Here is a 20,214-nt window from a genome sequence, read left to right as displayed (position 1 = left end):
CACCCGATATCGAAGCCTGACATACCTGACAGGCGAAGAATTCCCGCAATGGGGGTATCGTTCACCCGGCGCAGGCGGGACGACCGGCCTGCGGCCGAAATCGTGAGCCAGGCCGGCGCATGTCGCCGGCCTGTCGTTCGTGGTGGCCACGGACGCCAGGGTCGCGCAGGTTCGCGCGTCAGCCTCCCTCTCCGTGGTCCTTGTCCATTCAACCGGCCCTTTGTCGGGCCCATCGCGAGGAAAGCGTCATGACGAAACCCGATTCCCTGAAAGGCGACATCAAGGAGCAAGCCCAGGAAGCCGATCGCCACAACCTGGCGCGCCCCGCCGTGAACGGCGCATTGTGGGCGCGCGGACTGACGACGCAACGGGTGGCCGATCTGTTCAGGACGCAGCGGGGCCTGCCGGGGCACTGGATGCAGGTTCAGAACGAGGTCAACGCCGGGAACCGCTATTTTTATGGTGTCCAGAACGGCCACCAGACGACTGACGAAGGCAAGGAACTGATCCGCTGGATCGCCGATGCGGTGATCAGCGCCGCGCAGCGCGCGGAGTTCGATTTTCCGCTGCAGCAGCTTCAATTTACGGCCGACACGGGCTGGTTGAAGCTGCAGCGTGTGTCGGGTCGTGTGATGGTGTTGTCGCGGCCCTGATCGTCGGGTCCGGCGCGTCGCCTGAACGCGGGGCGACGGGGGCGCGGCCGGGCCGATGTGCCGAGGATGGTTGCTGCGAGCCGGCGCTGTGCTTCCTCCCGCTCGCCCGTGACGGGCATCCGGCGGCGGCCGGGCCCGGCCGCTACGCCCCCCTTCGTTCATGTTGCCGACTGTCAGACCGAAACCGTGATGCCTGCCGAATTCGATGGCCCCGCAGGCCGCACCACAATTTCCACCTGCTGACCCAGCGACACCAGCGTCTGCATCAGCAGTTCCAGCGAGACGTTCCGGAGCATTTCGCGTTGCTCGGGCGTGACGACCGGCCGGGCCATCTCCGCGAGCGCCGCCGCCTCGTCTTCGCTCAGGCCGCGCGAGACGGTCAGTGCGTTGATCTTCAGTACGAGCGCGGATTTGGCCGACAGTGCGGCCGCGTCATCGAGGCCGAAGTCGGCTGGCAACGTGTCGGCACGTTGTCGCGAGTCGTTGCGATTCATTGTGCGCCTCCCGTGATTACCGAGAACACCGGCCGCGGCCGTCGTGTTGCGCGATCGGCATCCTGGCCGAAATCGTCGCCGGGCCCGTCTTCGATCGGCGTGACCACCAGCCGCTTGTGCATCACCTCGATCCGCAAGCGCTGCCCGGGTTCGAAACCCGCTGCGTCGATCCAGCGGCCGGACAGTTTCATCCACAGATGGAGGGCCGGCGGTGCCGTGTCGGCGAGCCTGAGATGTGGAACGATGCGGCGAGTCTGAAAAGACGTGCGAGCGGGCACGGAACAATCGTGAAAGCGAACCGGTGCGTTATGATTCCCGTCAGCCATGACTGACTCCTGTACAGAGTGGGTTGTGGTCAGCGGCCCGCGCGTGGTAGTGCACGCGCGGGCCGCGCTCGTTTACGCAGTGGATTTCGATCGACATCCCGTCACATGGTTTGCATGACGAAATGAAATGACATTCCACGCGAAAACGTGCAATCACTCTAGCCGAGATCGGCCGGCATCAGGTGTCGGTCCGGAGCGTCTTCGTCTGCACGGATGGATGCTCCGATGTCTTGCAGGCTTGCTGCGAAACGCTTCCCCGGCGATTGCGCCGGCGGGCCGCGTCGTCACTTTATCGACGATATGTCAGAAAGCGTGTCGGTCGAATACTCCGATTCGCCCGCCACACGTCGCCCGAGGATGTCATGGGCGTCGTGCAGGTGCCGCCCGAACTTGCGCGGCAACGCCGCGGTGCTTTCCGCAACGGCGGCCGCGAATCATGCGTGCAGCGCGTCCGTCTGCCGGCGTGCGCTCGCCGCGGTCGAGGCGCGGATGTGACGCAGCGATGCCGCGGCCGTTCGGCCGACGCGCGTTACTGGCCGAATCGGTCCGCCACGGCGTCCTTCAGCCGCGCGGCGGTGATCTCGCCCATGTGCGATTCGACGAGATTGCCTTTCGCATCGAAGAAGAGCGTCGTCGGCAGCCCGCGCGAACCATAGGCCTGCATTGCATGCAGTGTGCGATCGAGCAGCACGTGATCGAACCGCAGCCCTTTCTGTTCGAGGAACGCGCGCACCGCTTGCGCGTCTTCGCCCTGGTTGACCATCAGCACCGTCATCCCCGGATGATCCTGCTGCGCTTGCGCGAGGATCGGCATTTCGCGCTGGCACGGCGGGCACCACGTGGCCCACAGGTTCACGACGACCGGCTTGCCCGCGAAGCGCTGCACCGGCACCGGCGTGGCGTCGAGCGCTTCGAGCCGCAACGCGGCAAGCGGCGGCGCGCCGTGCTGCAACGTTGCGAGCGTGCCCTGCGCGATGCCCCACGCGGCGAGGCCCGCGAGCATGCCGGCCATCACCGGGCGACGCAGCGCGGGCAGGCGGCGCACGCGCCAGCCCGCGAACACGATTCCGGCCGCGAGGCCGATGCGCCAGTCGAAGCCGCCGTCGCCGAGCGCGACGATCGCGCGCGGTGCGGCGGCGTACTCGTGCCACCACTGCGCGACGTAGCCGATGCGCGCGGCGATCAGCCCGAGCAGCAAGGTATCGAGGATCAGGCTCGATGCGGTCTTGTGCTGGCCGTCCGGCGGGCGGCGCTGGATGAAACGGGCGACGAGCCACGCGAGCAGCGCGGCGACGGCCACCGCGACGACGCGGATCGAGAAGGGACCGATGCTTAACATGAGCAGGAAAGGGGCGACTTGATCGAGCGGGGGCAGGAGGACGATGATCGGCCGATGAACGCGATGCAGTCAACGGTCGTGATGCGATTCGACATGGCACGATGCGCGCGGGTTCCCGGCGCGGCGCGTGCATAGTCAGGATGCCGTCATTTTCCGGTAAGCGCGCAGTCATTCGGGCTGGTCTGATGATCGGTTGAGAATCGCTCATCGACAATGCGGTCGCCGGTCCGGCATGGTGTCCGCCGGTGTCTCGAAAGGGATCTCCGCCTGACGGTCGGCTCCCCCGAGCGGCTGCATTCCCATCGCTTTACATGCGATCGTGTATGCGTTGTGGCGGCAGATGGGCACGGCCGCGATCCGATTCATGCCGGCTGATTCGACGGAACGGGATCGTCGCCGGATTCGGGCACCGGGCATTCACTCGCGCACGGCGTGGTGCGAGGTTGGTGGCAGGCACAGGGTTCCAATGGAGGCAACACACATGAACCGTCGTTGCTGATCGGCCGACCGATGGCTGAGCATTTGCGCAAGCGGGGCTTGCGACCGTATCGAGGAATTCGGCGATGGAGTCATGCCGCGCGCGGGAGCGCGGTGAGAGGCGGGGCAGGCTGAAAGGCCCCCGGTCGACGACGATCGTTGCGTGCGACATCCGCATCGTCGCCGGCGGATGAGCACGACCGCAGTCGCCCGGCCGGCCGCGCATCCGTGGCCGGCCGGGCGGCGGGCATTACTGCGTCTTCATCTGCGTGGCGTTCGCCTGTTGCGCGCCGGCCGCCGGTTCGAGCGTCGTCAGCGTCTGCTCGGTGAACTTCTCGTACAGCCAGCTCATGCGCGTATCGTCCATGCCGCCGGCGATGCCGCCGAGCGCGTACGAAGCCGATACCTTGAAGCGGTCGATCTGATGATTGTCGGCGTCGAGCAGCGTCACGGTGCCGTCGACGTGATCGTTGCCCGCCATGAACCCGAACATGACGGCCGAGAAGCTCGAGCGCACGCGAATGCCGTTGACTTCGACGTTCAGGTGCATTGCATCGGTCGAATCCGCTTTTGCCAGCAGCTTGCGTGCATCCAGCGCGTTTTCGATTTTTTCCTGCAGTTTCTTCGCGTCGAACTTCAGGTTGTCTTTCAACGCTTCCTGCGCGGTGTTGTCGAGCGTGACCTTCACGACCACGGGTTTCGTGCCGAATTTCATCGTCGATGCGGTCACGGCGGCCCCCGCCGGATCGCTGGCGTCGCGTGTCACGCTGCTGGCGCAGCCCGACAGGAAGCCGATCGTCACCAATGCCAGAGCGGCATGACGGAATACAGATTTCATGATTTGGTCTTTTTGGTTCGGGTTATTTGAGATGGCTCTGTGGCCGGGCGCGAATCTAGCACAGGGCGATCCGGTTCAAATGGTCGAATAGATCGAACGTTCCATTTGATCCGGATTCGTCGCGGCCTTCGGCGCCGATGCAGACATGCGCCGCTCACGTGACGGGCGATGACGGCGCGCGGCTCACCGGAACGACGGGTTCCACGCGCAAGCGGGAGGCCGGCTTCCGTCGTGGCCGCACCGGCTATGTGCCCGTCGTCACGGGTTGTTCCCCGGCGCCGCCCCGCCGAGCCGATATGCCGTGAAGAACTCGTACCACGGCGAGCCTTCCGCGGCCGGCACGTCGAGTGCCGCGGTCCGCCGCTTCAACGCGCCGAACACGTCGTTGATACGCGCGGCCTGCCCCGCATCGTTGAACGGATAGGGCCGTGCCCGGCCGGCCGCGAACGCGCCATATGCAATCGCGAGCAGGCGTGCGCTGTCGTCGGTCGACGCGATCGATCCGTTGATCGCTTCGGCGAGGCGCGGCCGGTCTTCGGCGCGTGATCCGGACAGGCACAGGAATACGATCGCCGACAGTTCGTGCAGGTCCTTCACACGCAGCAGCGCCGGCAGCCGCGCGACGATTCGCTCGACCGGCTCGTCGCGCAGTGCGTCGCCGAAGTCGAGCACGGCGGTCATCGGGTTCGTGTCCGTTGTCAGTCGGTCCAGTGCCGACGGTGCGGCCGACGTGCTGGCGCCGTCCGGCATCGCTGCCGGCGCAGACCGCAACGCATCGGCCACCTGCCGCGTCCATTCCGGGAAGATCATCCGCACGTTGCCGAACTGCTCGCCGCCTTCCGCCGCCGGATTCCATCGATACACGATCGTGCCGCCGCGAATGAACGGCGAATACAGGTGTTCGGGCGTTTGCGGCAGCGGCCGCCGGTTGATCGGCAGCCAGGCGAGCGTCAGCCAGTCGTAGCGGCCAGTAGCGGGCACGGCAGGGCTCGAGCTCGCGACGACCTGCCACGTGCCGCGATTCGCATAGCGGCGGCGCGCGTCGGGCAGCGGGACGGTCCGGCCTTTCGCGGAGTCGAAGTACGTCGTGCCGGTCACGTTCGTGCCGCTGTCCGCGGCCGGCGTGATGGTGGAGATGACCCACGACACGCCGTCCGCCGAGCGGTAGTCGGACGGCTTCAGCGTCGCGACGTCGTGCACCATGCGCGTTTCCGCCGCGACGGAGCTCGGGGGGAGATTGGCGGGCGCGGCCAGGATGCTCGGCATGGGATGTCCTCGGAATCGGGTGCGCATCGCCGGGCGGGGGCGACGCGCGGCGGCGCGGATTGTTTTATGTCACTGTAGAACGTTGCCGCCGGAAACGGAAACCGGCCGCGCGGCGCAGCCTGGTCGCGCGTTCCGCCGCATCGGCTTACCATGCGCATCCTGAGCCAACGACGCCCACCGGGCGGGAGCGCGCATGACCGACACGAAAGCCATCACCGAACACTGGACACAGGTCGCCGACCAATGGATCGGCTGGGCCGGCAAGCCCGGGCACGATGCGTTCTGGAAATACCGCGCGGGGCTCGCGGCCTATATCGGCCGCGACACCGGCCGCGCGCTGGAGATCGGCTGCGGCGAAGGCCGCGTGAGCCGCGAGCTGAAGGCGCTCGGCTACGACGTGACCGCGACCGACGTGGTGCCCGCGATGCTCGACGCCGCCCGGCACGCGGATTCCGCGCATCGCTACGAGCTGGCCGACGCGGCGTCGCTGCCGTTCGACGCGGCCAGCTTCGATCTCGTGATGGCGTACAACGTGCTGATGGATCTCGACGACATGCAGCGCGCGTTGAACGAGGCGCGCCGCGTGCTGAAGCCGGGCGGGCTGCTGTTCATCTCGCTCGTGCATCCGTTCCGCGATCGCGGCGGCTTCGCGGGGCCGCAACCCGATGCGCCGTTCGTGCTAAAGGGCAGCTATTTCGGGCGCGAGCACTTCGACGGCGTGGAAACGCGTGACGGGCTGTCGATGCATTTCGCCGGCTGGTCGCTGCCGCTGCAGGCGTATATGGAAGCACTGGAGGCGGCCGGGTTCGCGATCGTGTCGCTGCGCGAGCCGCCGCCCGATCAGGCCGATACGGATCAACTGAAGCAATGGGCGCGCGTTCCGCTGTTTCTGTGGATCAAGGCGCGGCCGGTGGGGTGAGCGCGACCCGGACGTGTGTCGGTGGGCTGAACTGTGGGGGTGTCAGTTGTCCCTGCCGTGATTGGCCAGCAATTCCGAGCGACCAATGACCTCTCTCGTGTTGTCGGCCTTGTCGGCATCCGAGAAACCGGCGGCCTCGATGATTGGCGTGAGCGCTTTGAGTGCGACCTGCGGTTTGGTGCTGCGAAGCGATCCCATCCCTTCGTTCCATGCATGCAGCATCTGTTTGGCGATCCACCGCCACCGCGTCTCGTTTTTTGCTGCTTCGACGATATCTTTCCCTGTCGATACGGCGGAGTCGCACAGCGCTTCGACCATTTCGCGGTATTGCCTTGGCGGGATGCCGAGGCGCGTGTTGAAAAAGCGCTCCAGCGTTTTCCCCGGAGCCCACGTTTTTCGACCTTCGATGCTCAGCCCTGGCGGGTTGTTTGCAAAGCGCGGATAAGCCTCCGTGGTGACGATGTCATAGGCGGGTGTGTAGATGACGTCGTCGATGTTCGAGTAGATGAGTGCGATGTTCTTCGCGTGACAGTCCGCGTTGCGCACGACGTAGTTGGTGATGAGTTGCCAGCCGAGTTGCTCGGCCTCTCGTCGCCAATTGGCGGGGCCGATGTAGGGCTTCGTTGCGTTGAGGACCTGTTCGGTCGACGGGCGGTACTTCTCATGCGGAGGCAGGCCAAGTAGGCTGCAAGCGTCTTCGAGGCCAAGGGCTGGTTTGCCTTGTTCGTCGATGTCGAACCGGTCGACGACGAGCACACGGCCGTCGTCCGACATCGTGGTCTTCGCTACTCGGGCGACCCCGAGTCTTGCCAGCACCTGCATCGAGTAATGCTCATTGAAACCGAGATAGGGCGTTTGCTCGTCGGATCCCTTGACGATGTGCCGGCTCGTGCGTAGCGTTTGCTTGCCTACGGGTGCCTGGCCTGACCGGAGTTCAGGCGCAAGGAATTTGGGTACGGCGCCTGAAATGGCGGCGCGAGCGTAATACCGCACGAGTTCCGCAAAGCGGGCGGTCGTGATGTCTTCGTGCAGCAGGCTCTTCAGGTCGAGCGGGTCGAGCTCGCCGCCAGGGGGGCCGCCTTCGGGTGTGACTGTTACCCGGCCGATACCGGAGCCGCCGATGATGGCCAGGAGCGAGAGGTCGGTTCCGTCGAGATAAGGGCCGAACTCTTCGCGAATCACTTGAAAGAGAAACCCTTCGGGCAGGTTCTGCCGGAAGAAGGGATGCAGGTCGCGAGGCCAGACCCAGGCATCTTCGCGAACGGGCATGGTCAGGCTGGCAAAGTCGGCGTCGAGGGCGTCTGCGGTGTAGCGCAACGCATAGTCGTCCGCTTGGCGGTAGAGGTGAGCAACGAGTTTGCCTTTGACATACACGTGGAGGCGCATGGTCACGTATCTCCCATCGTGCGCTGTTCGGCCAGCACGTCATCGAGCGTGCGCCCGTGTCCGCGCTTCACGACGCGCAGGTCGTAGCCGGCGGCCTCAAGGAGGCGGACGAGCGCAGATACGCTCATGTCGCCTCGTGCAAGTGTCTCCATGCGTGCGAGCGTCGTGCGTGCGACACCGGCGTGCTCAGCCAGCTCACTCTGAGAAAGTCCCGCCGCGTGGCGGGCATCCCTCAGCATTTCTCCCACATCGGCCAATGTTGTCATTTGTAGCCCCAAGGCATCAGAAAGCGCCAAACCGGCTTTAATTGTAGCCCTTCTGCTACAAAATGGCATGCAGGGATTGTAGCCTCAGGGATACAAAAATGGATGTAACCGGAGATTTTGTGTCTCGAGGGCTACCAAGCTGCCGAGGTAACCGCGACTGTGATCGATCGTGGCATTCATCATGGCATTCAATCGGGCGGGCTTATCCAGGGGCCGACGCTGGTTGGTGTTCCTGCATTCAGCGCGTTGAAGAAAGGGGCGCGCATGCCGTCGTCTTCGCGGGGCAAGGTGGCAGATGAGCGCCCGGCCGCGCGTACTCAGCGCAACAACTCCTTCCGGTAGAGCACGGCTCCCGGCTTGTCCGCGACGGTGTCGTAGAGGCGCATCGCCGTGTGGTTCGATTCGTGCGTCTGCCAGGACACGCGTTCGGCGCGATGCGCACGCGCGGTGTCGTACACGGCTTCGATCAGCGCGCGGCCGACGCCCTTGCCGCGCTCGCTGTCGAGCGTGAACAGGTCCTGCAGGTAGCAGACCGGCCCGGCGTGCGTCGTGCTGCGGTGATACAGGAAATGCACGAGCCCGACGAGCTTGCCGTCGCGTTCCGCGACGAAAGCATGGACAGGCTCGTAGCCGTCGAAGAAGCGCGACCACGTGAGCTGCGTGATGCGCAGCGGCAGGGCCGTATCGTCGAAGCGGCCGTAGAAGCGGTTATAGCCGTCCCATAGCGGCAGCCACTGGTCGTAGTCGTTTTCAGTGACCGCGCGTACGGTCAGTCCTGTGTCGTTGGCATTCATGTTGTTGGCGAACCTTTCGATGAGAAGGGCGCGCGCCGCCGATCCGGCCGGCGCGTCGCAGGGTCTCTACGATAGGAAGCTCACGGCACCATGGGTAGGCCCATGGCGACAGCATTTCATGGTGCCACGGCCAACACGCAAGCAGCCGCGCAACAGGATCATGCCGACCCGGCAACACGTTCGGGAGGCGTCGACGGCTACGGCGCGGTTGCTTACCCGCGCATCGGCGGATTGAGCCGCGCGAACGCCGCCTGCCGGCGATACGGGAAGTACGGATAAGGCGCTTCGACGGCACTCGCCGCATCGAGCTTCGCGACCTGCGCATCGGTCAGCGCCCAGCCTGCCGCGCCGAGATTCTGGCGCAACTGTTCCTCGTTGCGCGCGCCGATGATGACCGACGACACGGTCGGCCGTTGCAGCAGCCAGTTCAGCGCGATCTGCGGCACCGTCTTGCCGGTTTCCTCCGCGATCGCGTCGAGCACATCGACCACGTCGTACAGGCGTTCTTCGTCGACCGGCGGCCCGTAGCTCGCCGTTTCATGCAGGCGGCTGCCTTCGGGCAGCGGTGCGTTGCGCCGGATCTTGCCGGTGAGCCGGCCCCAGCCGAGCGGGCTCCACACGAGTGCGCCGAGGCCCTGGTCGGCGCCGAGCGGCATCAGGTCCCACTCGTAGTCGCGGCCGACGAGCGAGTAATACACCTGGTTCGCGACGTAACGCGACCAGCCGTGCCGATCCGCCACCGCCAGCGACTTCATGATCTGCCACCCCGCGAAGTTCGACACACCGATGTAGCGCAGCTTGCCCGCGCGCACGAGATCGTCGAGCGTCGACATCACTTCCTCGACCGGCGTGCCCGCGTCGAACGCATGAAGTTGCAGCAGGTCGATGTAGTCGGTGTCGAGGCGGCGCAGCGCGTGGTCGACCGCGCGGACCAGTCGCGCGCGCGACGTGCCCGCGTCGTTCGGGCCGTCGCCGGTCGGCAGGCCCGCCTTCGTCGAGATCAGCACCTGGTCGCGACGCCCCTTGATCGCGGCGCCGAGCACGCGCTCGGATTCGCCGTCCGAATACACGTCGGCCGTGTCGAACAGGTTCACCCCGGCTTCGAGGCAGATGTCGATCAGGCGGCGCGCTTCGTCGACGCCCGTGTTGCCCCATGCGCTGAACAGCGGGCCGGTGCCGCCGAATGTGCCGGCGCCGAAGCTCAGGACGGGAACCTTGAGGCCGGAGCGGCCGAGGGTGCGGTATTCCATGGCGGGGTTTCCTGTGGATGATCGAAGCGCTGGGGTGGACGGCCGTGACATCGAGCGTTGCCGCACTGTATCGCTTGCGGACATTTCGGATAATCGGGCAGGCTTCGAAAATATCCTTCGGAAGGAGCGAACAATGCTGCTCGACAATCTCGCGCTGTTCCTGCGCATCGTGGAGAAGGGCGGGCTGGCCGCGGCGGGCCGTGAGTTCGGGCTGTCGCCGGCCACGGTGTCCGAGCGGCTGACGGCGCTCGAGCGCCATTACGGCGCGGCGCTGCTCACGCGCACGACGCGCGCGATCAGCCTGACCGACGAGGGCCGCACGCTCGTCGACGGCGCGCGGCGCCTGCTGGCCGAAGCCGACGAACTCGAAAGCCGCGTGCGGCTGGGCGTGCAGACGCTGTCGGGGCCCGTGCGGCTGAGCGCACCGGCCGATCTCGGGCGCGAGCGCGTCGTGCCGGTCGTCGATGCGTTCCTGGCCGAGCACCCGGGTGTGACGGTCGACCTGCATCTCGGCGACGGTTACGTCGATCTCGTCGGGCAGGGGCTCGATTTCGCGATTCGCCGCGGCACGCTCGCGGACAGTTCGCTGCGCAGTCGCTCGCTCGGCCGCGCGCGGCGCGTGGTATGTGCGTCGCCTGCGTATCTCGCCGCGCACGGCACGCCAACGCATCCGGACGATCTCGTTTCTCACGACTGCATCGTGATGCGTTTCGGGCCGGACCTGTATGCCGAATGGCCGTTCAGCATCGATGGCGAAGCGAAGCGCGTGATGGTACGCGGCCGGCGCGTGGCCAACGACGGCGCGCTCGTGCGAGCGTGGTGCATCGCGGGGCATGGCGTCGCGCTGAAGTCGCTGGTTGACGTCGAGCAGGATCTGGCGTCCGGCGCGCTCGTCGAGATCCTTCGCGATTTCTCGCCGGGCGATGTCGACTTGCAGATCGTCTATCCCGGCAGTGCCGCGCAGCCGAGACGCGTGCGTGCGCTGATCGAGCGGATGGCGCAGGCACTGACTGCGGCGTAATGCAGATTACACGGGCTGTCGCGAAACGTTGAAGCAGCGATTCCGCTGCGCTTGCATCGCGTGTCGACGCAACGCCCCTGCATGCCACATCGCCAGCCGAAATCGTCCTTCAAACCGATTGCCCACATTTCGTCATTTAGCTAATATTCGAAACGTCAAACGAAACCTCACCCCATGGACGACGTTACCCGCATCAGCGCTTTGGCCAACGAAAGCCGTCTGGCCGTGATGCGCTGGCTCAAGCAGCCGCGCAAGCATTTCCCGCCGCAACCGCACGGCGACTTCGACGAGCTCGGCGTGTGCTGCACGTACATCACCGAGAAGCTCGGCATCGCGCCGGCCACGACCACGCGCCACATGCGCATCCTCGCGGATGCCGGGCTCGTGCGCGCGACCCGCGTCGGCAAGTTCACGTACTACAAGCGGATCGACGGCGCGCTGCAGCAGCTCGGCCAAGATCTCTCGCAACTCTGATTCCATTTCCCCCGAGGCAACCGACATGGACGAACTTGCACTGCTCGCCGACGCCGACCGGCGCGCGCACGCGTATCTGGCTGCAACCGGCGAACGACGCGCGTTTCCCGACGCGGCCGCGCTGGCAGGCCTCGCCGCCTTCGACGAGCCGCTGCCCGACGCGGGCCGCCCGGCCGACGACGTGCTGCGCCTGCTCGACGAGCACGGCACGCCCGCGACGGTCGCGTCGAACGGCCCGAACTACTTCGGCTTCGTGATCGGCGCGGCGCTCCCGGCTGCTGCCGCGGCCGAGCGACTGATGCTCGCGTGGGACCAGTGCGCGTCGTCGTACGCGAATTCGCCGGTCGCGGCGACGATCGAACGTCAGGCCGCGCGCTGGGTCGTCGATGCGCTCGCGTTGCCCGAAGGCAGCGCGGTCGGCTTCGGTACGAGCGCGACAGCCTGCACGCTCGTCGCGCTGGTGGCCGCGCGGCGTGCGCTGCTCGCGCGCAAGGGCTGGGATATCGACGAGGACGGGCTGATCGGCGCGCCCGAAGTGAAGGTCGTGATTTCCGCGCTCGCGCACATCACGGTGAAGAAGGCGCTGCGCGTGCTCGGCTTCGGGATGAAGCGCATCGTCGTCGCGCCGGTCGATGCGCACGGCCGCATCGACCCCGCCCAGTTGCCGCCGCTCGACGACATGACGATCCTCTGCGTGCAGGCCGGCGAAGTGAACACCGGCGAATTCGATCCGTTCGCGGCGCTGATTCCGCCCGCGAAGGCGGCCGGCGCATGGGTGCACGTGGACGGCGCGTTCGGCCTGTGGGCACGCGCATCGTCCAAGCGCGCGCTGACGGACGGCATCGACGGCGCGGACAGCTGGACGACCGACGGCCACAAGTGGCTCAACACGCCGTACGACGGCGCGATGGTGATCTGCCGCGACGCGGCGGCGCTCGCCACCGCGATGAACAGCGACGCCGTCTACCTGAGCGGCGCGCAGGATGCGCAGAAGAACCTGAACCTCGAATTCTCGCGGCGGGCGCGCGGCATTCCCGTGTGGGCTGCGTTGCGTGCGCTCGGCCGCGCCGGCGTGGCGACGATGGTCGAGCGACATTGCGCGCAGGCGGCGCGGGTTGCGGACGGCCTGCGTGCGGCCGGTTACGACGTGCTGAATCGCGTCGTGCTGAACCAGGTGCTCGTGCGCGCCGGCACCGACGACGAAACCGCGGCGATCCTCGAAGCCGCACAGGCATCGGGCGACGTGTGGTTCGGCGCGACCGTGTGGCAGGGGCGGCCGGCGTTCCGGATCAGCGTGTCGTCGTGGCGCACGGAAGATGCGCACATCGATCGGCTCATCGCGTTGCTGACGGCGTTGCGCGGCGTGCACGTGCGCTGAGCGTCACGCGGCGTCCGCGTCCGTCAGGTTGGCGGGCGCAACCTTCATGCATGCGATGACGTGCAGCGCGGCGCGCACCATTCGCATCGATGCGCTCGCGCAACGAACGGGGGTGTGTGAGCCGCGTGCGACAGCGGTGCGAATGCCACGTCTGCCGGCGTGAAAATGTCGGACAATAGCCGCTCGCGCGCCGCGCCGGCGCAGCGTTCAACCGATGCATTCACGCTTGCGAGACCCCCATGTCGACTCCCTTTCCCCGGGAACTGCTGAAGGCCGCCGATATCGCGAAGATGGAACCGACGCGCGAGGTGCATTCGCTGAATCCCAATGCCGTCCGCCTCAAACGACAACTCAGCGACCTGACCGGCCTGACGCAATTCGGTGTTCACCTGCTCACGCTGATGCCCGGTCACGAATCGGCCGAGTATCACCGTCACCTGTACGAGGAAGAATTCGTCTACGTGCTGTCCGGCACGGGCTCCGTCACGATCGGCGAACGCGTCAGTGAAATCGGGCCCGGTGACTTCATCGGCTTTCCGCGTGGCGGTGAAGCGCACACGGTGCAGAACACCGGCGATGCGCCGCTGGAACTGCTCGTCGGCGGACAGCGGCTCGAACACGATGTCTGCGAATACCCGCGTATCGGCAAGCGGCTTTATATCGCCGGCGAGCTTGAAGACTACGTCGAGCTGCCGAAACAGCCCTGATTGCCAATCGCATTCGCAATGTCGAATTCCGTATAAAAAACCGAATCAATTACATATTGTTTAGATAAACAAAATAAAAATTCGTAAAAATACGGGGTAGAGAAACCACGTTTATTTGGGCACGCTTGTGCGCATTGTCCGTTCCCGGGTGCCGGCATTTCGACCTGCCGGCATGTCTTTTTCGGGCATACGGGTACGGAAATAAATACACGCGTCCGGCAGTTTCGACCGATTGACCGCGTACGCGACAAGTCACGAAAAGATTCCTGATTTAAAGCTCAGTAGTTCGAACCAACAGCTTGATTCAAGAACGAAACGGAGACAGGCGATGTCGAGGAACTGGGGGTTGGGAGCGGCGCTGCTGGCGCTCAGCGTTGGCCTGGCTTCGTGCGGGGGCGATGGCGATTCGCCGTCGGCAGCCGCTTCGAATCTGTCGGCCGCGGCGCAGTCGCAAGGCAACGAAGACGGCAACGGCGGCAACGGCAATGGAAACGACAACGGCAACGCAGCAGCGAAGAAGAACGCCGACATTCGTGTCGTTCAGTACGTCAATCCGCTGATCGGCACCGACTACGCGACCGACCAGCCGGCCGACCCGGTCGGCTCGGGTCTGGGCGGCGGCACGTTCCCGGGGCCGACGGTCCCGTTCGGGATGATGCAGTGGAGCCCGATGACGCCCACCGCGCAATACGACAGCCGCAAAGGCGACGGTTCCGGCTTCTCTGGCGGCTACTGGTACGGCGACACGTCGATCAACGCATTCAGCATCCTGCACCTGAGCGGCACCGGCTGCTGGGCGAACGGCGGCTACCTGAACGTGATGCCGCAGCTCGCGCCCGGCGACGCCGGCACGCCGGCCAGCTTCAACCACGCGAACGAAACCGTGCAGGCCGGCTATTACGGTGTCACGCTCGGCAACGGCATCAAGGCCGAGCTGACGACCACGCTGCGCACCGGCTTCGCGCGCTTCACGTACCCGGCACTCGCGCAGGGCCAGCAGGCGACGATCGCGATCGATCCGACCGTGCTGAACAATCGCGCGCAAGGCTCGACGGGCGACACGATCAGCCAGGTCGGCGACCGCGCGTTGTCGGGCACGATCGCGGGCGGCGGATTCTGCTGGGCCGGGCATGCGGTATCCGTCTACTACTACGCGGAATTCAGCCAGCCGTTCGCGGCGAAGCCGGCGCTGTCGAACGACAGCCCCGTGGCGTTGACGTTCAATGTCGACCGCAAGCACCCGGACGTGATGATGAAGCTCGGCATTTCGTTCGTCAGCGAAGCGAATGCGAAGGCGAACCTGCTCGCCGAGAATCCGGGCACCGACGCGCAAGGCAACCGGAACTGGCGTTTCGACAAGGTACGCAGCGCGGCGAGCGCCGCGTGGAACGCACGCCTGAACGCGATCCAGGTCACGGGCGGCAGCGACGCCGACAAGACGAAGTTCTACACCGCGCTCTATCACGCTTCGCTGCACCCGAACGTGTTCAACGACGTGAACGGTCAGTATCCGGACTTCTACGCGTCGAACGGCGCATCGGCCGCGCCGACGCGTCAGGTCGAGCAAGGCCGCACGATGTACGCGAACTTCTCCGGCTGGGATATCGACCGCTCGTTCATGCAGCTTCAGGCATTGCTCGATCCGGTGCGGACCAGCGACATCGTGCAGTCGCTCGTGCTCGATGCAAAAGCGTGCGGCGCGTTCCCGCGCTGGGCGTACTTCAATACCGAGACGGCCGTGATGCCGGGCGATGCGGGCTCGATCATCGTCGCGAACGCGCATGCGTTCGGCGCGACGAACTTCGACACGCAGGCCGCGCTGTCGATCATGAAGACCAGCACGGCGCCGGGCGCCGCGTGCGCCGGCACGCCGGTGATGGGCAGCCGCGCGGACTACGACCGGCTCGGCTACGTGCCGTCGTCCGGCTCGGGCGACAACCAGACCGCCTCGAACACGCTCGAATATGCGGTGCGCGACTTCGCGGTGTCGCGCTTCGCGACCGCGCTTGGCGATACGGCGACGGCCGGCACGCTGCTGAAGTCGAGCGGCAACTGGCAAAACCTGTTCGACAAGAACGCGATCCAGCCGAAGACATCGGCGGGCGCCTGGGTCACCGACGGCACCGGCTTCATGGAAGGCAACTCGGAGCAATACACGTGGTACGTGCCGCACGATCTCGGCGGCGTGGTCGCGCAGGCCGGCGGCGCCGCGTCGGTCGTCAACCGGCTCGACACGTTCTTCACGCACCTGAACATCGGCACCGTGCAGCCGTACTTCTACGTCGGCAACGAAGTGACGATGGCCGTGCCGTGGGTCTATGCGTGGGCCGGCGCGCCGTCGCATACGCAGCGCGTGCTGCATGCGTCGCTCGCGAACGAGTTCGGCACCGGCGCGGCCGGGCTGCCCGGCAACGACGATCTCGGCGCGATCTCGGGCTGGTACGTGTGGGCCGCGCTCGGCCTCTATCCGGTCGTGCCGGGCGTGAGCGGGCTCGCGGTATCGAGCCCGCAGTTCGAGAAGATCGTCGTGCGCGTCGGGCAGAAGGACGGCAGCTACCGCCTGCTGCGCATCGTCGCGCCGGGCGCGGGGTCGGGCGATACCGCGTCGTTCTACGTGAAGTCGCTGAAGCTGAACGGCGCTTCGTGGCCCGGCGCATGGCTGCCGCTGGAGCACATCGCGAAGGGCGGAAAGCTGACGTATTCGATGACGGCCGATGCGAGCGCCGCGACGTGGGGCACCGACGCATCCGCGATGCCGTCGTTCCCGCAGGCGGCCGGCGCGCCCTGAGTTGACGCAACACGTCGCGAACGGGAATACACACCCGGCACGGGCGGGATACGGAGGAAGTTCAACGAGCGGTCCTTGCGAACGGGATCGACACTGAGAGGGAGGGACGAACGGATGAAGCTACGTCATGTGGTGGGTATCGGGTGCCTTGCCGTGTTGGCGGGGTGCGGGGGCGATCAGGCTTCGACGGATGCGAGCGTGCTCGCGCAGATGTCGAACGCGCAGGGCAACCGGAACGACCAGGGCAACCAGAACGACCAGGGCGAGAACGGCGGCGCGGGCAAGCGATCGGTGCTGCGCAGCGTCGATCCGATGATCGGCACCGCGAACCTCGACATCAACGCGGACTGGGGCAGCGGCGTGCGCGGCCACGGCCACGTGTACCCGGGCGCGACCGTGCCGTTCGGCATGGTGCAGCTCGGGCCGGACACGACCGGCGGCGCGCACACGCTGCCGTGGAACTGGGATCGCACGTCCGGCTATCAGTACGACGATCCGCTCATCACCGGCTTCACGCACACGCACCTGTCGGGCACCGGCATCGGTTCGGGCGGCGAAGTGCGGTTCCTGCCGACGCTGGCGCCGGTCGACACCGCGACGCTGGCCAAGGTGGCCGCCGATGCGTCGATCACCTACAACGCGTCGTTCAGCCACGACGACGAAACCGCGAGCCCCGGTTACTACCGCGTGAAGATGGCACCGGCCGGCAGCGGCAACACGCCGTGGAACGTGAAGGGCGCGAAGATTCTCGCGGAGATGACGGCCACCGCGCATGCGGGCGTGCATCGCTACACGTATTTCCCGAGCGCGGCAGCACAGAAGCGCAGCATGATCGTCAGCATCGACAACCCGATCGGCGGCTCGACCGCGAGCGGCAAGATCCAGGTCATCGATGCGCAGACGATCGCCGGCTGGGAGATCACGAACAACTGGGCGAACAACAAGCCGACGTATTTCGTCGCGCGTTTCTCGAAGCCGTTCGATACGAAACACGTCGCGTTCAGCGCCGACGGCTTCAAGGCCTACCTGACGTTCGCCGACGGCAACGACAGCGGCGCGGTTACGGTGAAGGTCGGCATCTCGCCGTCGAGCACCGCGGATGCACAGGCCAATCTCGCCGCGGAAGTCGGAGCGAAGTCGTTCGACCAGGTGCGCGGCGCGGCCGAACGCGTGTGGGCCGACGCGCTCGGACGGATCAGGATCAAGGGCGGCAGCGCCGACCAGCGGACGATGTTCTATACGTCGCTGTATCGCACGATGCTCGCGCCGACCGTCTACAACAACGCGGACGGCAGCTACGTCGGCACCGATTCGACCAACGACGGCACGACGTCGCCGCCGACGACGAGCAAGCATGCGAATCCGGGCTTCGATTATTCGTCGACGCTCTCGCTGTGGGACACCTTCCGTGCCGAGTCGCCGTTGATGACGCTGGTACAGCCCGAGCGCGTCGACGGCTGGGTCAAGTCGCTGCTCACGCAGTTCAGGCAGAACGGCAAGGGCGAGCTGCCGGTGTGGCCGCTCGCGCAAACGGAAACCTTCACGATGGCCGGCCACCCGTCGATCCCGCTGATCGCCGATGCGTACCTGAAGCACCTGACGAACGCGGGCATCGACGACATCTGGACCGCGTTGACCGCCACGCAAGGCGCGAGCGCGCATGGCTTCGACCAGTACCGCCAGCGCGGCTACGTGGTCGCGGGCGACAACGCATCGGTGTCGACGACGCAGGACTATGCGTTCGACGACTGGGCGACGGCCGCGGTCGGCAAGGCGGCGGGCAAGAGCACGGCCGACTACCGGCCCTACCTGCAGCGCAGCCAGAACTACCGGAACGTGTTCAACCCGACGCTGAACAACGGCTGGAAGTTCTCGCAGCCGAAGGATGCGCAGGGCAACTGGGTGGCGGGCTTCGACCCGACGGCGGCGGAGAAGACGGACTTCTCCGAATCGAATGCGTGGATCGATACGTGGAACATCTTCCACGACTTCCCGGGGCTTGTTGCGTTGCTCGGCGGGAAAAGCCAGTTCATCGCGCAGCTCGATCGCACGTTCGATCCGGCCAACCCGCTGACCTTCCTCGACAACCAGGGCTTTCCGGACCTGACCGGCCGCAGCGGCCAGTTCTTCGCCGGGAACGAGCCGGCGAACCATCTGCCGTACCTGTACGACGTCGCGGGCATGCCGTCGAAGACGCAGGACCGCGTGCGCACGGTGATGGACGACATGTACTCGCTGACGTTGACGGCCGGCGATCGCGCGCTGCTCAGCGGCGACAGCCTGAAGGCCGCGCTGGCCGACCCGCGCCGCGTGCGCGATTCGGCCATTCCCGGCAACGACGACTGCGGGCAACTGTCCGCGTGGTACGTGCTGTCCGCGCTCGGCATCTACTCGCTGAATCCGGTGGGCGGCGTGTTCTACCTTGGCACGCCGCTGTTCGAGGAAGCGACGATCGACATCCCGGTCGCATCGGGCGGCGGAGACGGCGGTGCGCTGAAGTTCGGCAAGTCGCGGCGCTTCACCGTGACCGCGCACACGGCCGGCGGCGGCGCGCCGTCGTCGGTCAATCGCTATGTGCAGTCGGTGAGCCTGAACGGCGTGCCGCTGCATCGGCCGTACATCACCTACGACGAGATGAAGGCCGGCGGCACGCTCGATTTCGTGATGGGGGCGACGCCGAACGATGGTTGGGTCAGCCAGTGGAACGGCCAGGATCCGAACAGCGCGCTCGCGCCTTCACTGGCGTTGGCAGGGAAGTAGCAGCAGGTAACAGCGAACGGCCCGCCTCGATGCGGGCCGAATGGCTTCGTCCGGTGGTGCCGGTTTCGAGCGGATCGCATCCTGGAGGCCGTCTGTCCGGCCGTACAGGGCAAGTTGCCGGATCGTCACCGGGCCGCTGAGCGACTGCTGGGGCCGCAAGGGGCTGATCGTCGCCGGGATGTGGGTGCCGGCGGCCGGGTGTGCGCCGATCGCGCTTATGATGCGGGAACGCCACTGACAGGGGTCCCCGACATGGACGCGCCGCTTCCGCCGATTTCTGCCCCGATTCCCGAAACGGAACCTGAAACCGAAACCGTCGCCGAGCCGCGCGCGTCGCGGCTGCATCGGCCGGTCGCGCTCGTCACCGGATCGACGTCGGGCATCGGCGCGGCGATCGCGCGCCGCCTGGCGGCGGACGGTTACGCGGTGATCCTGCATTCGCGCAGTTCGGCGGACGTGGGGCGAGCAATGGCGCGCGAACTCGGTGCGGCCTACGTGCAGGCCGATCTCGCCGACGATGCCGAACGCGTGCGGCTGATCCGCGACGCCCTGGCCGTGCACGGGCGGCTCGACGTCCTCGTCAACAATGCGGGCGTCAGCCGCGTGATTCCGCATGACGACCTTGCCGCGGCGACGCCCGACGTGTGGCGTGAGATGCACGAGATCAACGTGATCGCGCCATTCCGGCTCGTCGCCGAAGCGGAGGCCGCGCTGCGTGAGGCGGCGTCGCACGGGCGGGCCGGGTGCGTCGTGAACGTCAGTTCGCATGCGGGCGTGCGGCCGAAGGGCGCGTCGATTCCCTATGCGGCCGCGAAGGCCGCGCTCAATCACACGACGCGGCTGCTCGCGCGCACGCTCGCGCCGGCGATTCGCGTCAACGCGGTCGCACCGGGGCTCGTCGATACGCCGCTCACGGCCGACTGGACGGACGCGCAGCAGCTCTGGCGCGAGCGCGCGCCGATGCGCCGGGCGGCGGCGCCGGATGACATCGCGCAGACGGTCGCGATGCTCGTCGCGTCTGATTACGTGACGGGCGAGATCGTGATGCTCGATGGGGGAATGAACCTGACGTGATGGG

18 protein-coding genes are annotated in these 20,214 nt (G+C 66.4%); 9 read left to right on the top strand and 9 right to left on the bottom strand.

Going from position 1 to position 20,214, the window contains the following annotated elements:
- Positions 1 to 248: 248 nt before the first annotated feature.
- A complete protein-coding gene (locus L810_RS22465) occupies positions 249 to 653 on the top strand; it encodes a hypothetical protein (protein ID WP_021160608.1) in 405 nt (134 codons plus the stop codon).
- 173 nt (positions 654 to 826) lie between these two features.
- Here the strand turns inward: L810_RS22465 and L810_RS22460 are convergent, their stop codons facing one another.
- From L810_RS22460 to L810_RS22440, 5 genes are all read right to left on the bottom strand, one after another.
- The gene (locus L810_RS22460) at positions 827 to 1,147 is read right to left on the bottom strand and encodes an XRE family transcriptional regulator (RefSeq protein WP_021160607.1); all 321 of its coding nucleotides are present in this window, start codon (positions 1,145 to 1,147) and stop codon (positions 827 to 829) included.
- Positions 1,144 to 1,338: a SymE family type I addiction module toxin gene (locus tag L810_RS49205; protein WP_021160606.1), complete on the bottom strand. Its 195-nt coding sequence runs from the start codon at positions 1,336 to 1,338 to the stop codon at positions 1,144 to 1,146. The genes L810_RS22460 and L810_RS49205 overlap by 4 nt, the downstream gene beginning before the upstream one ends.
- A 664-nt stretch (positions 1,339 to 2,002) precedes the next feature.
- Positions 2,003 to 2,812 (bottom strand): TlpA disulfide reductase family protein, encoded by an 810-nt coding sequence (locus L810_RS22450; RefSeq protein ID WP_021160604.1) that lies wholly within the window; start codon positions 2,810 to 2,812, stop codon positions 2,003 to 2,005.
- 727 nt (positions 2,813 to 3,539) lie between these two features.
- Positions 3,540 to 4,127, bottom strand: coding sequence for a DUF4410 domain-containing protein (locus tag L810_RS22445; RefSeq protein WP_021160602.1), 588 nt, complete (start codon positions 4,125 to 4,127; stop codon positions 3,540 to 3,542).
- A 258-nt stretch (positions 4,128 to 4,385) separates the two neighbouring features.
- Positions 4,386 to 5,393 carry a hypothetical protein gene (locus L810_RS22440; RefSeq protein WP_021160601.1) on the bottom strand — a complete coding sequence of 336 codons (1,008 nt, stop codon included), beginning with the start codon at positions 5,391 to 5,393 and terminating at the stop codon, positions 4,386 to 4,388.
- A gap of 193 nt (positions 5,394 to 5,586) precedes the next feature.
- Between L810_RS22440 and L810_RS22435 the strand changes: the two genes are divergently transcribed.
- Positions 5,587 to 6,312 (top strand): class I SAM-dependent methyltransferase, encoded by a 726-nt coding sequence (locus L810_RS22435; RefSeq protein WP_021160600.1) that lies wholly within the window; start codon positions 5,587 to 5,589, stop codon positions 6,310 to 6,312.
- Positions 6,313 to 6,354: 42 nt separating this feature from the next.
- Here L810_RS22435 and L810_RS22430 read toward each other — a convergent pair whose 3' ends face one another.
- From L810_RS22430 to L810_RS22415, 4 genes are all read right to left on the bottom strand, one after another.
- Positions 6,355 to 7,698, bottom strand: coding sequence for a type II toxin-antitoxin system HipA family toxin (locus L810_RS22430; protein ID WP_021160599.1), 1,344 nt, complete (start codon positions 7,696 to 7,698; stop codon positions 6,355 to 6,357).
- Positions 7,699 to 7,700: 2 nt separating this feature from the next.
- Entirely contained in the window at positions 7,701 to 7,964 is a 264-nt protein-coding gene (locus L810_RS22425) for a helix-turn-helix domain-containing protein (protein WP_042975682.1), read from the bottom strand.
- A gap of 317 nt (positions 7,965 to 8,281) precedes the next feature.
- Positions 8,282 to 8,758 (bottom strand): GNAT family N-acetyltransferase, encoded by a 477-nt coding sequence (locus tag L810_RS22420; protein ID WP_021160597.1) that lies wholly within the window; start codon positions 8,756 to 8,758, stop codon positions 8,282 to 8,284.
- A gap of 212 nt (positions 8,759 to 8,970) precedes the next feature.
- Positions 8,971 to 10,008, bottom strand: a complete 1,038-nt coding sequence (locus tag L810_RS22415; protein ID WP_021160596.1) for an aldo/keto reductase — start codon at positions 10,006 to 10,008, stop codon at positions 8,971 to 8,973.
- A gap of 133 nt (positions 10,009 to 10,141) precedes the next feature.
- On the opposite strand from L810_RS22415, the gene L810_RS22410 reads away from it, so the two are divergent.
- The 7 genes from L810_RS22410 to L810_RS22380 all read left to right on the top strand — a co-directional run bounded on the left by L810_RS22410 (position 10,142) and on the right by L810_RS22380 (position 20,210).
- Entirely contained in the window at positions 10,142 to 11,029 is an 888-nt protein-coding gene (locus tag L810_RS22410; RefSeq protein ID WP_021160595.1) for a LysR family transcriptional regulator, read from the top strand.
- Between the two features lie 174 nt (positions 11,030 to 11,203).
- The gene (locus L810_RS22405; protein ID WP_021160594.1) at positions 11,204 to 11,503 is read left to right on the top strand and encodes an ArsR/SmtB family transcription factor; all 300 of its coding nucleotides are present in this window, start codon (positions 11,204 to 11,206) and stop codon (positions 11,501 to 11,503) included.
- A gap of 25 nt (positions 11,504 to 11,528) precedes the next feature.
- Positions 11,529 to 12,881 (top strand): pyridoxal phosphate-dependent decarboxylase family protein, encoded by a 1,353-nt coding sequence (locus tag L810_RS22400; RefSeq protein ID WP_021160593.1) that lies wholly within the window; start codon positions 11,529 to 11,531, stop codon positions 12,879 to 12,881.
- A 239-nt stretch (positions 12,882 to 13,120) separates the two neighbouring features.
- Complete coding sequence (locus L810_RS22395; protein ID WP_021160591.1) at positions 13,121 to 13,588, top strand: cupin domain-containing protein; 468 nt, start codon at positions 13,121 to 13,123, stop codon at positions 13,586 to 13,588.
- A gap of 328 nt (positions 13,589 to 13,916) precedes the next feature.
- A complete protein-coding gene (locus L810_RS22390; RefSeq protein WP_042975681.1) occupies positions 13,917 to 16,376 on the top strand; it encodes a GH92 family glycosyl hydrolase in 2,460 nt (819 codons plus the stop codon).
- Positions 16,377 to 16,490: 114 nt separating this feature from the next.
- Complete coding sequence (locus L810_RS22385; RefSeq protein WP_042975679.1) at positions 16,491 to 19,136, top strand: GH92 family glycosyl hydrolase; 2,646 nt, start codon at positions 16,491 to 16,493, stop codon at positions 19,134 to 19,136.
- Positions 19,137 to 19,388: 252 nt separating this feature from the next.
- Positions 19,389 to 20,210 carry an SDR family NAD(P)-dependent oxidoreductase gene (locus tag L810_RS22380; protein ID WP_021160587.1) on the top strand — a complete coding sequence of 274 codons (822 nt, stop codon included), beginning with the start codon at positions 19,389 to 19,391 and terminating at the stop codon, positions 20,208 to 20,210.
- Positions 20,211 to 20,214 lie beyond the last annotated feature (4 nt).

Source organism: Burkholderia sp. AU4i (assembly GCF_000466765.1).
Taxonomy (GTDB): Bacteria; Pseudomonadota; Gammaproteobacteria; order Burkholderiales; family Burkholderiaceae; genus Burkholderia; species Burkholderia cepacia.
This window is presented reverse-complemented; position numbering and strand designations above follow the sequence as displayed.

Excerpts from the sequence above, each read along its gene's own strand:
- L810_RS22465 (WP_021160608.1), top strand. The coding sequence starts at position 249 with ATGACGAAACCCGATTCCCTGAAAGGCGACATCAAGGAGCAAGCCCAG.
- L810_RS22460 (WP_021160607.1), bottom strand. The coding sequence starts at position 1,147 with ATGAATCGCAACGACTCGCGACAACGTGCCGACACGTTGCCAGCCGAC.
- L810_RS49205 (WP_021160606.1), bottom strand. The coding sequence starts at position 1,338 with ATGAAACTGTCCGGCCGCTGGATCGACGCAGCGGGTTTCGAACCCGGG.
- L810_RS22450 (WP_021160604.1), bottom strand. The coding sequence starts at position 2,812 with ATGTTAAGCATCGGTCCCTTCTCGATCCGCGTCGTCGCGGTGGCCGTC.
- L810_RS22445 (WP_021160602.1), bottom strand. The coding sequence starts at position 4,127 with ATGAAATCTGTATTCCGTCATGCCGCTCTGGCATTGGTGACGATCGGC.
- L810_RS22440 (WP_021160601.1), bottom strand. The coding sequence starts at position 5,393 with ATGCCGAGCATCCTGGCCGCGCCCGCCAATCTCCCCCCGAGCTCCGTC.
- L810_RS22435 (WP_021160600.1), top strand. The coding sequence starts at position 5,587 with ATGACCGACACGAAAGCCATCACCGAACACTGGACACAGGTCGCCGAC.
- L810_RS22430 (WP_021160599.1), bottom strand. The coding sequence starts at position 7,698 with ATGCGCCTCCACGTGTATGTCAAAGGCAAACTCGTTGCTCACCTCTAC.
- L810_RS22425 (WP_042975682.1), bottom strand. The coding sequence starts at position 7,964 with ATGACAACATTGGCCGATGTGGGAGAAATGCTGAGGGATGCCCGCCAC.
- L810_RS22420 (WP_021160597.1), bottom strand. The coding sequence starts at position 8,758 with ATGAATGCCAACGACACAGGACTGACCGTACGCGCGGTCACTGAAAAC.
- L810_RS22415 (WP_021160596.1), bottom strand. The coding sequence starts at position 10,008 with ATGGAATACCGCACCCTCGGCCGCTCCGGCCTCAAGGTTCCCGTCCTG.
- L810_RS22410 (WP_021160595.1), top strand. The coding sequence starts at position 10,142 with ATGCTGCTCGACAATCTCGCGCTGTTCCTGCGCATCGTGGAGAAGGGC.
- L810_RS22405 (WP_021160594.1), top strand. The coding sequence starts at position 11,204 with ATGGACGACGTTACCCGCATCAGCGCTTTGGCCAACGAAAGCCGTCTG.
- L810_RS22400 (WP_021160593.1), top strand. The coding sequence starts at position 11,529 with ATGGACGAACTTGCACTGCTCGCCGACGCCGACCGGCGCGCGCACGCG.
- L810_RS22395 (WP_021160591.1), top strand. The coding sequence starts at position 13,121 with ATGTCGACTCCCTTTCCCCGGGAACTGCTGAAGGCCGCCGATATCGCG.
- L810_RS22390 (WP_042975681.1), top strand. The coding sequence starts at position 13,917 with ATGTCGAGGAACTGGGGGTTGGGAGCGGCGCTGCTGGCGCTCAGCGTT.
- L810_RS22385 (WP_042975679.1), top strand. The coding sequence starts at position 16,491 with ATGAAGCTACGTCATGTGGTGGGTATCGGGTGCCTTGCCGTGTTGGCG.
- L810_RS22380 (WP_021160587.1), top strand. The coding sequence starts at position 19,389 with ATGGACGCGCCGCTTCCGCCGATTTCTGCCCCGATTCCCGAAACGGAA.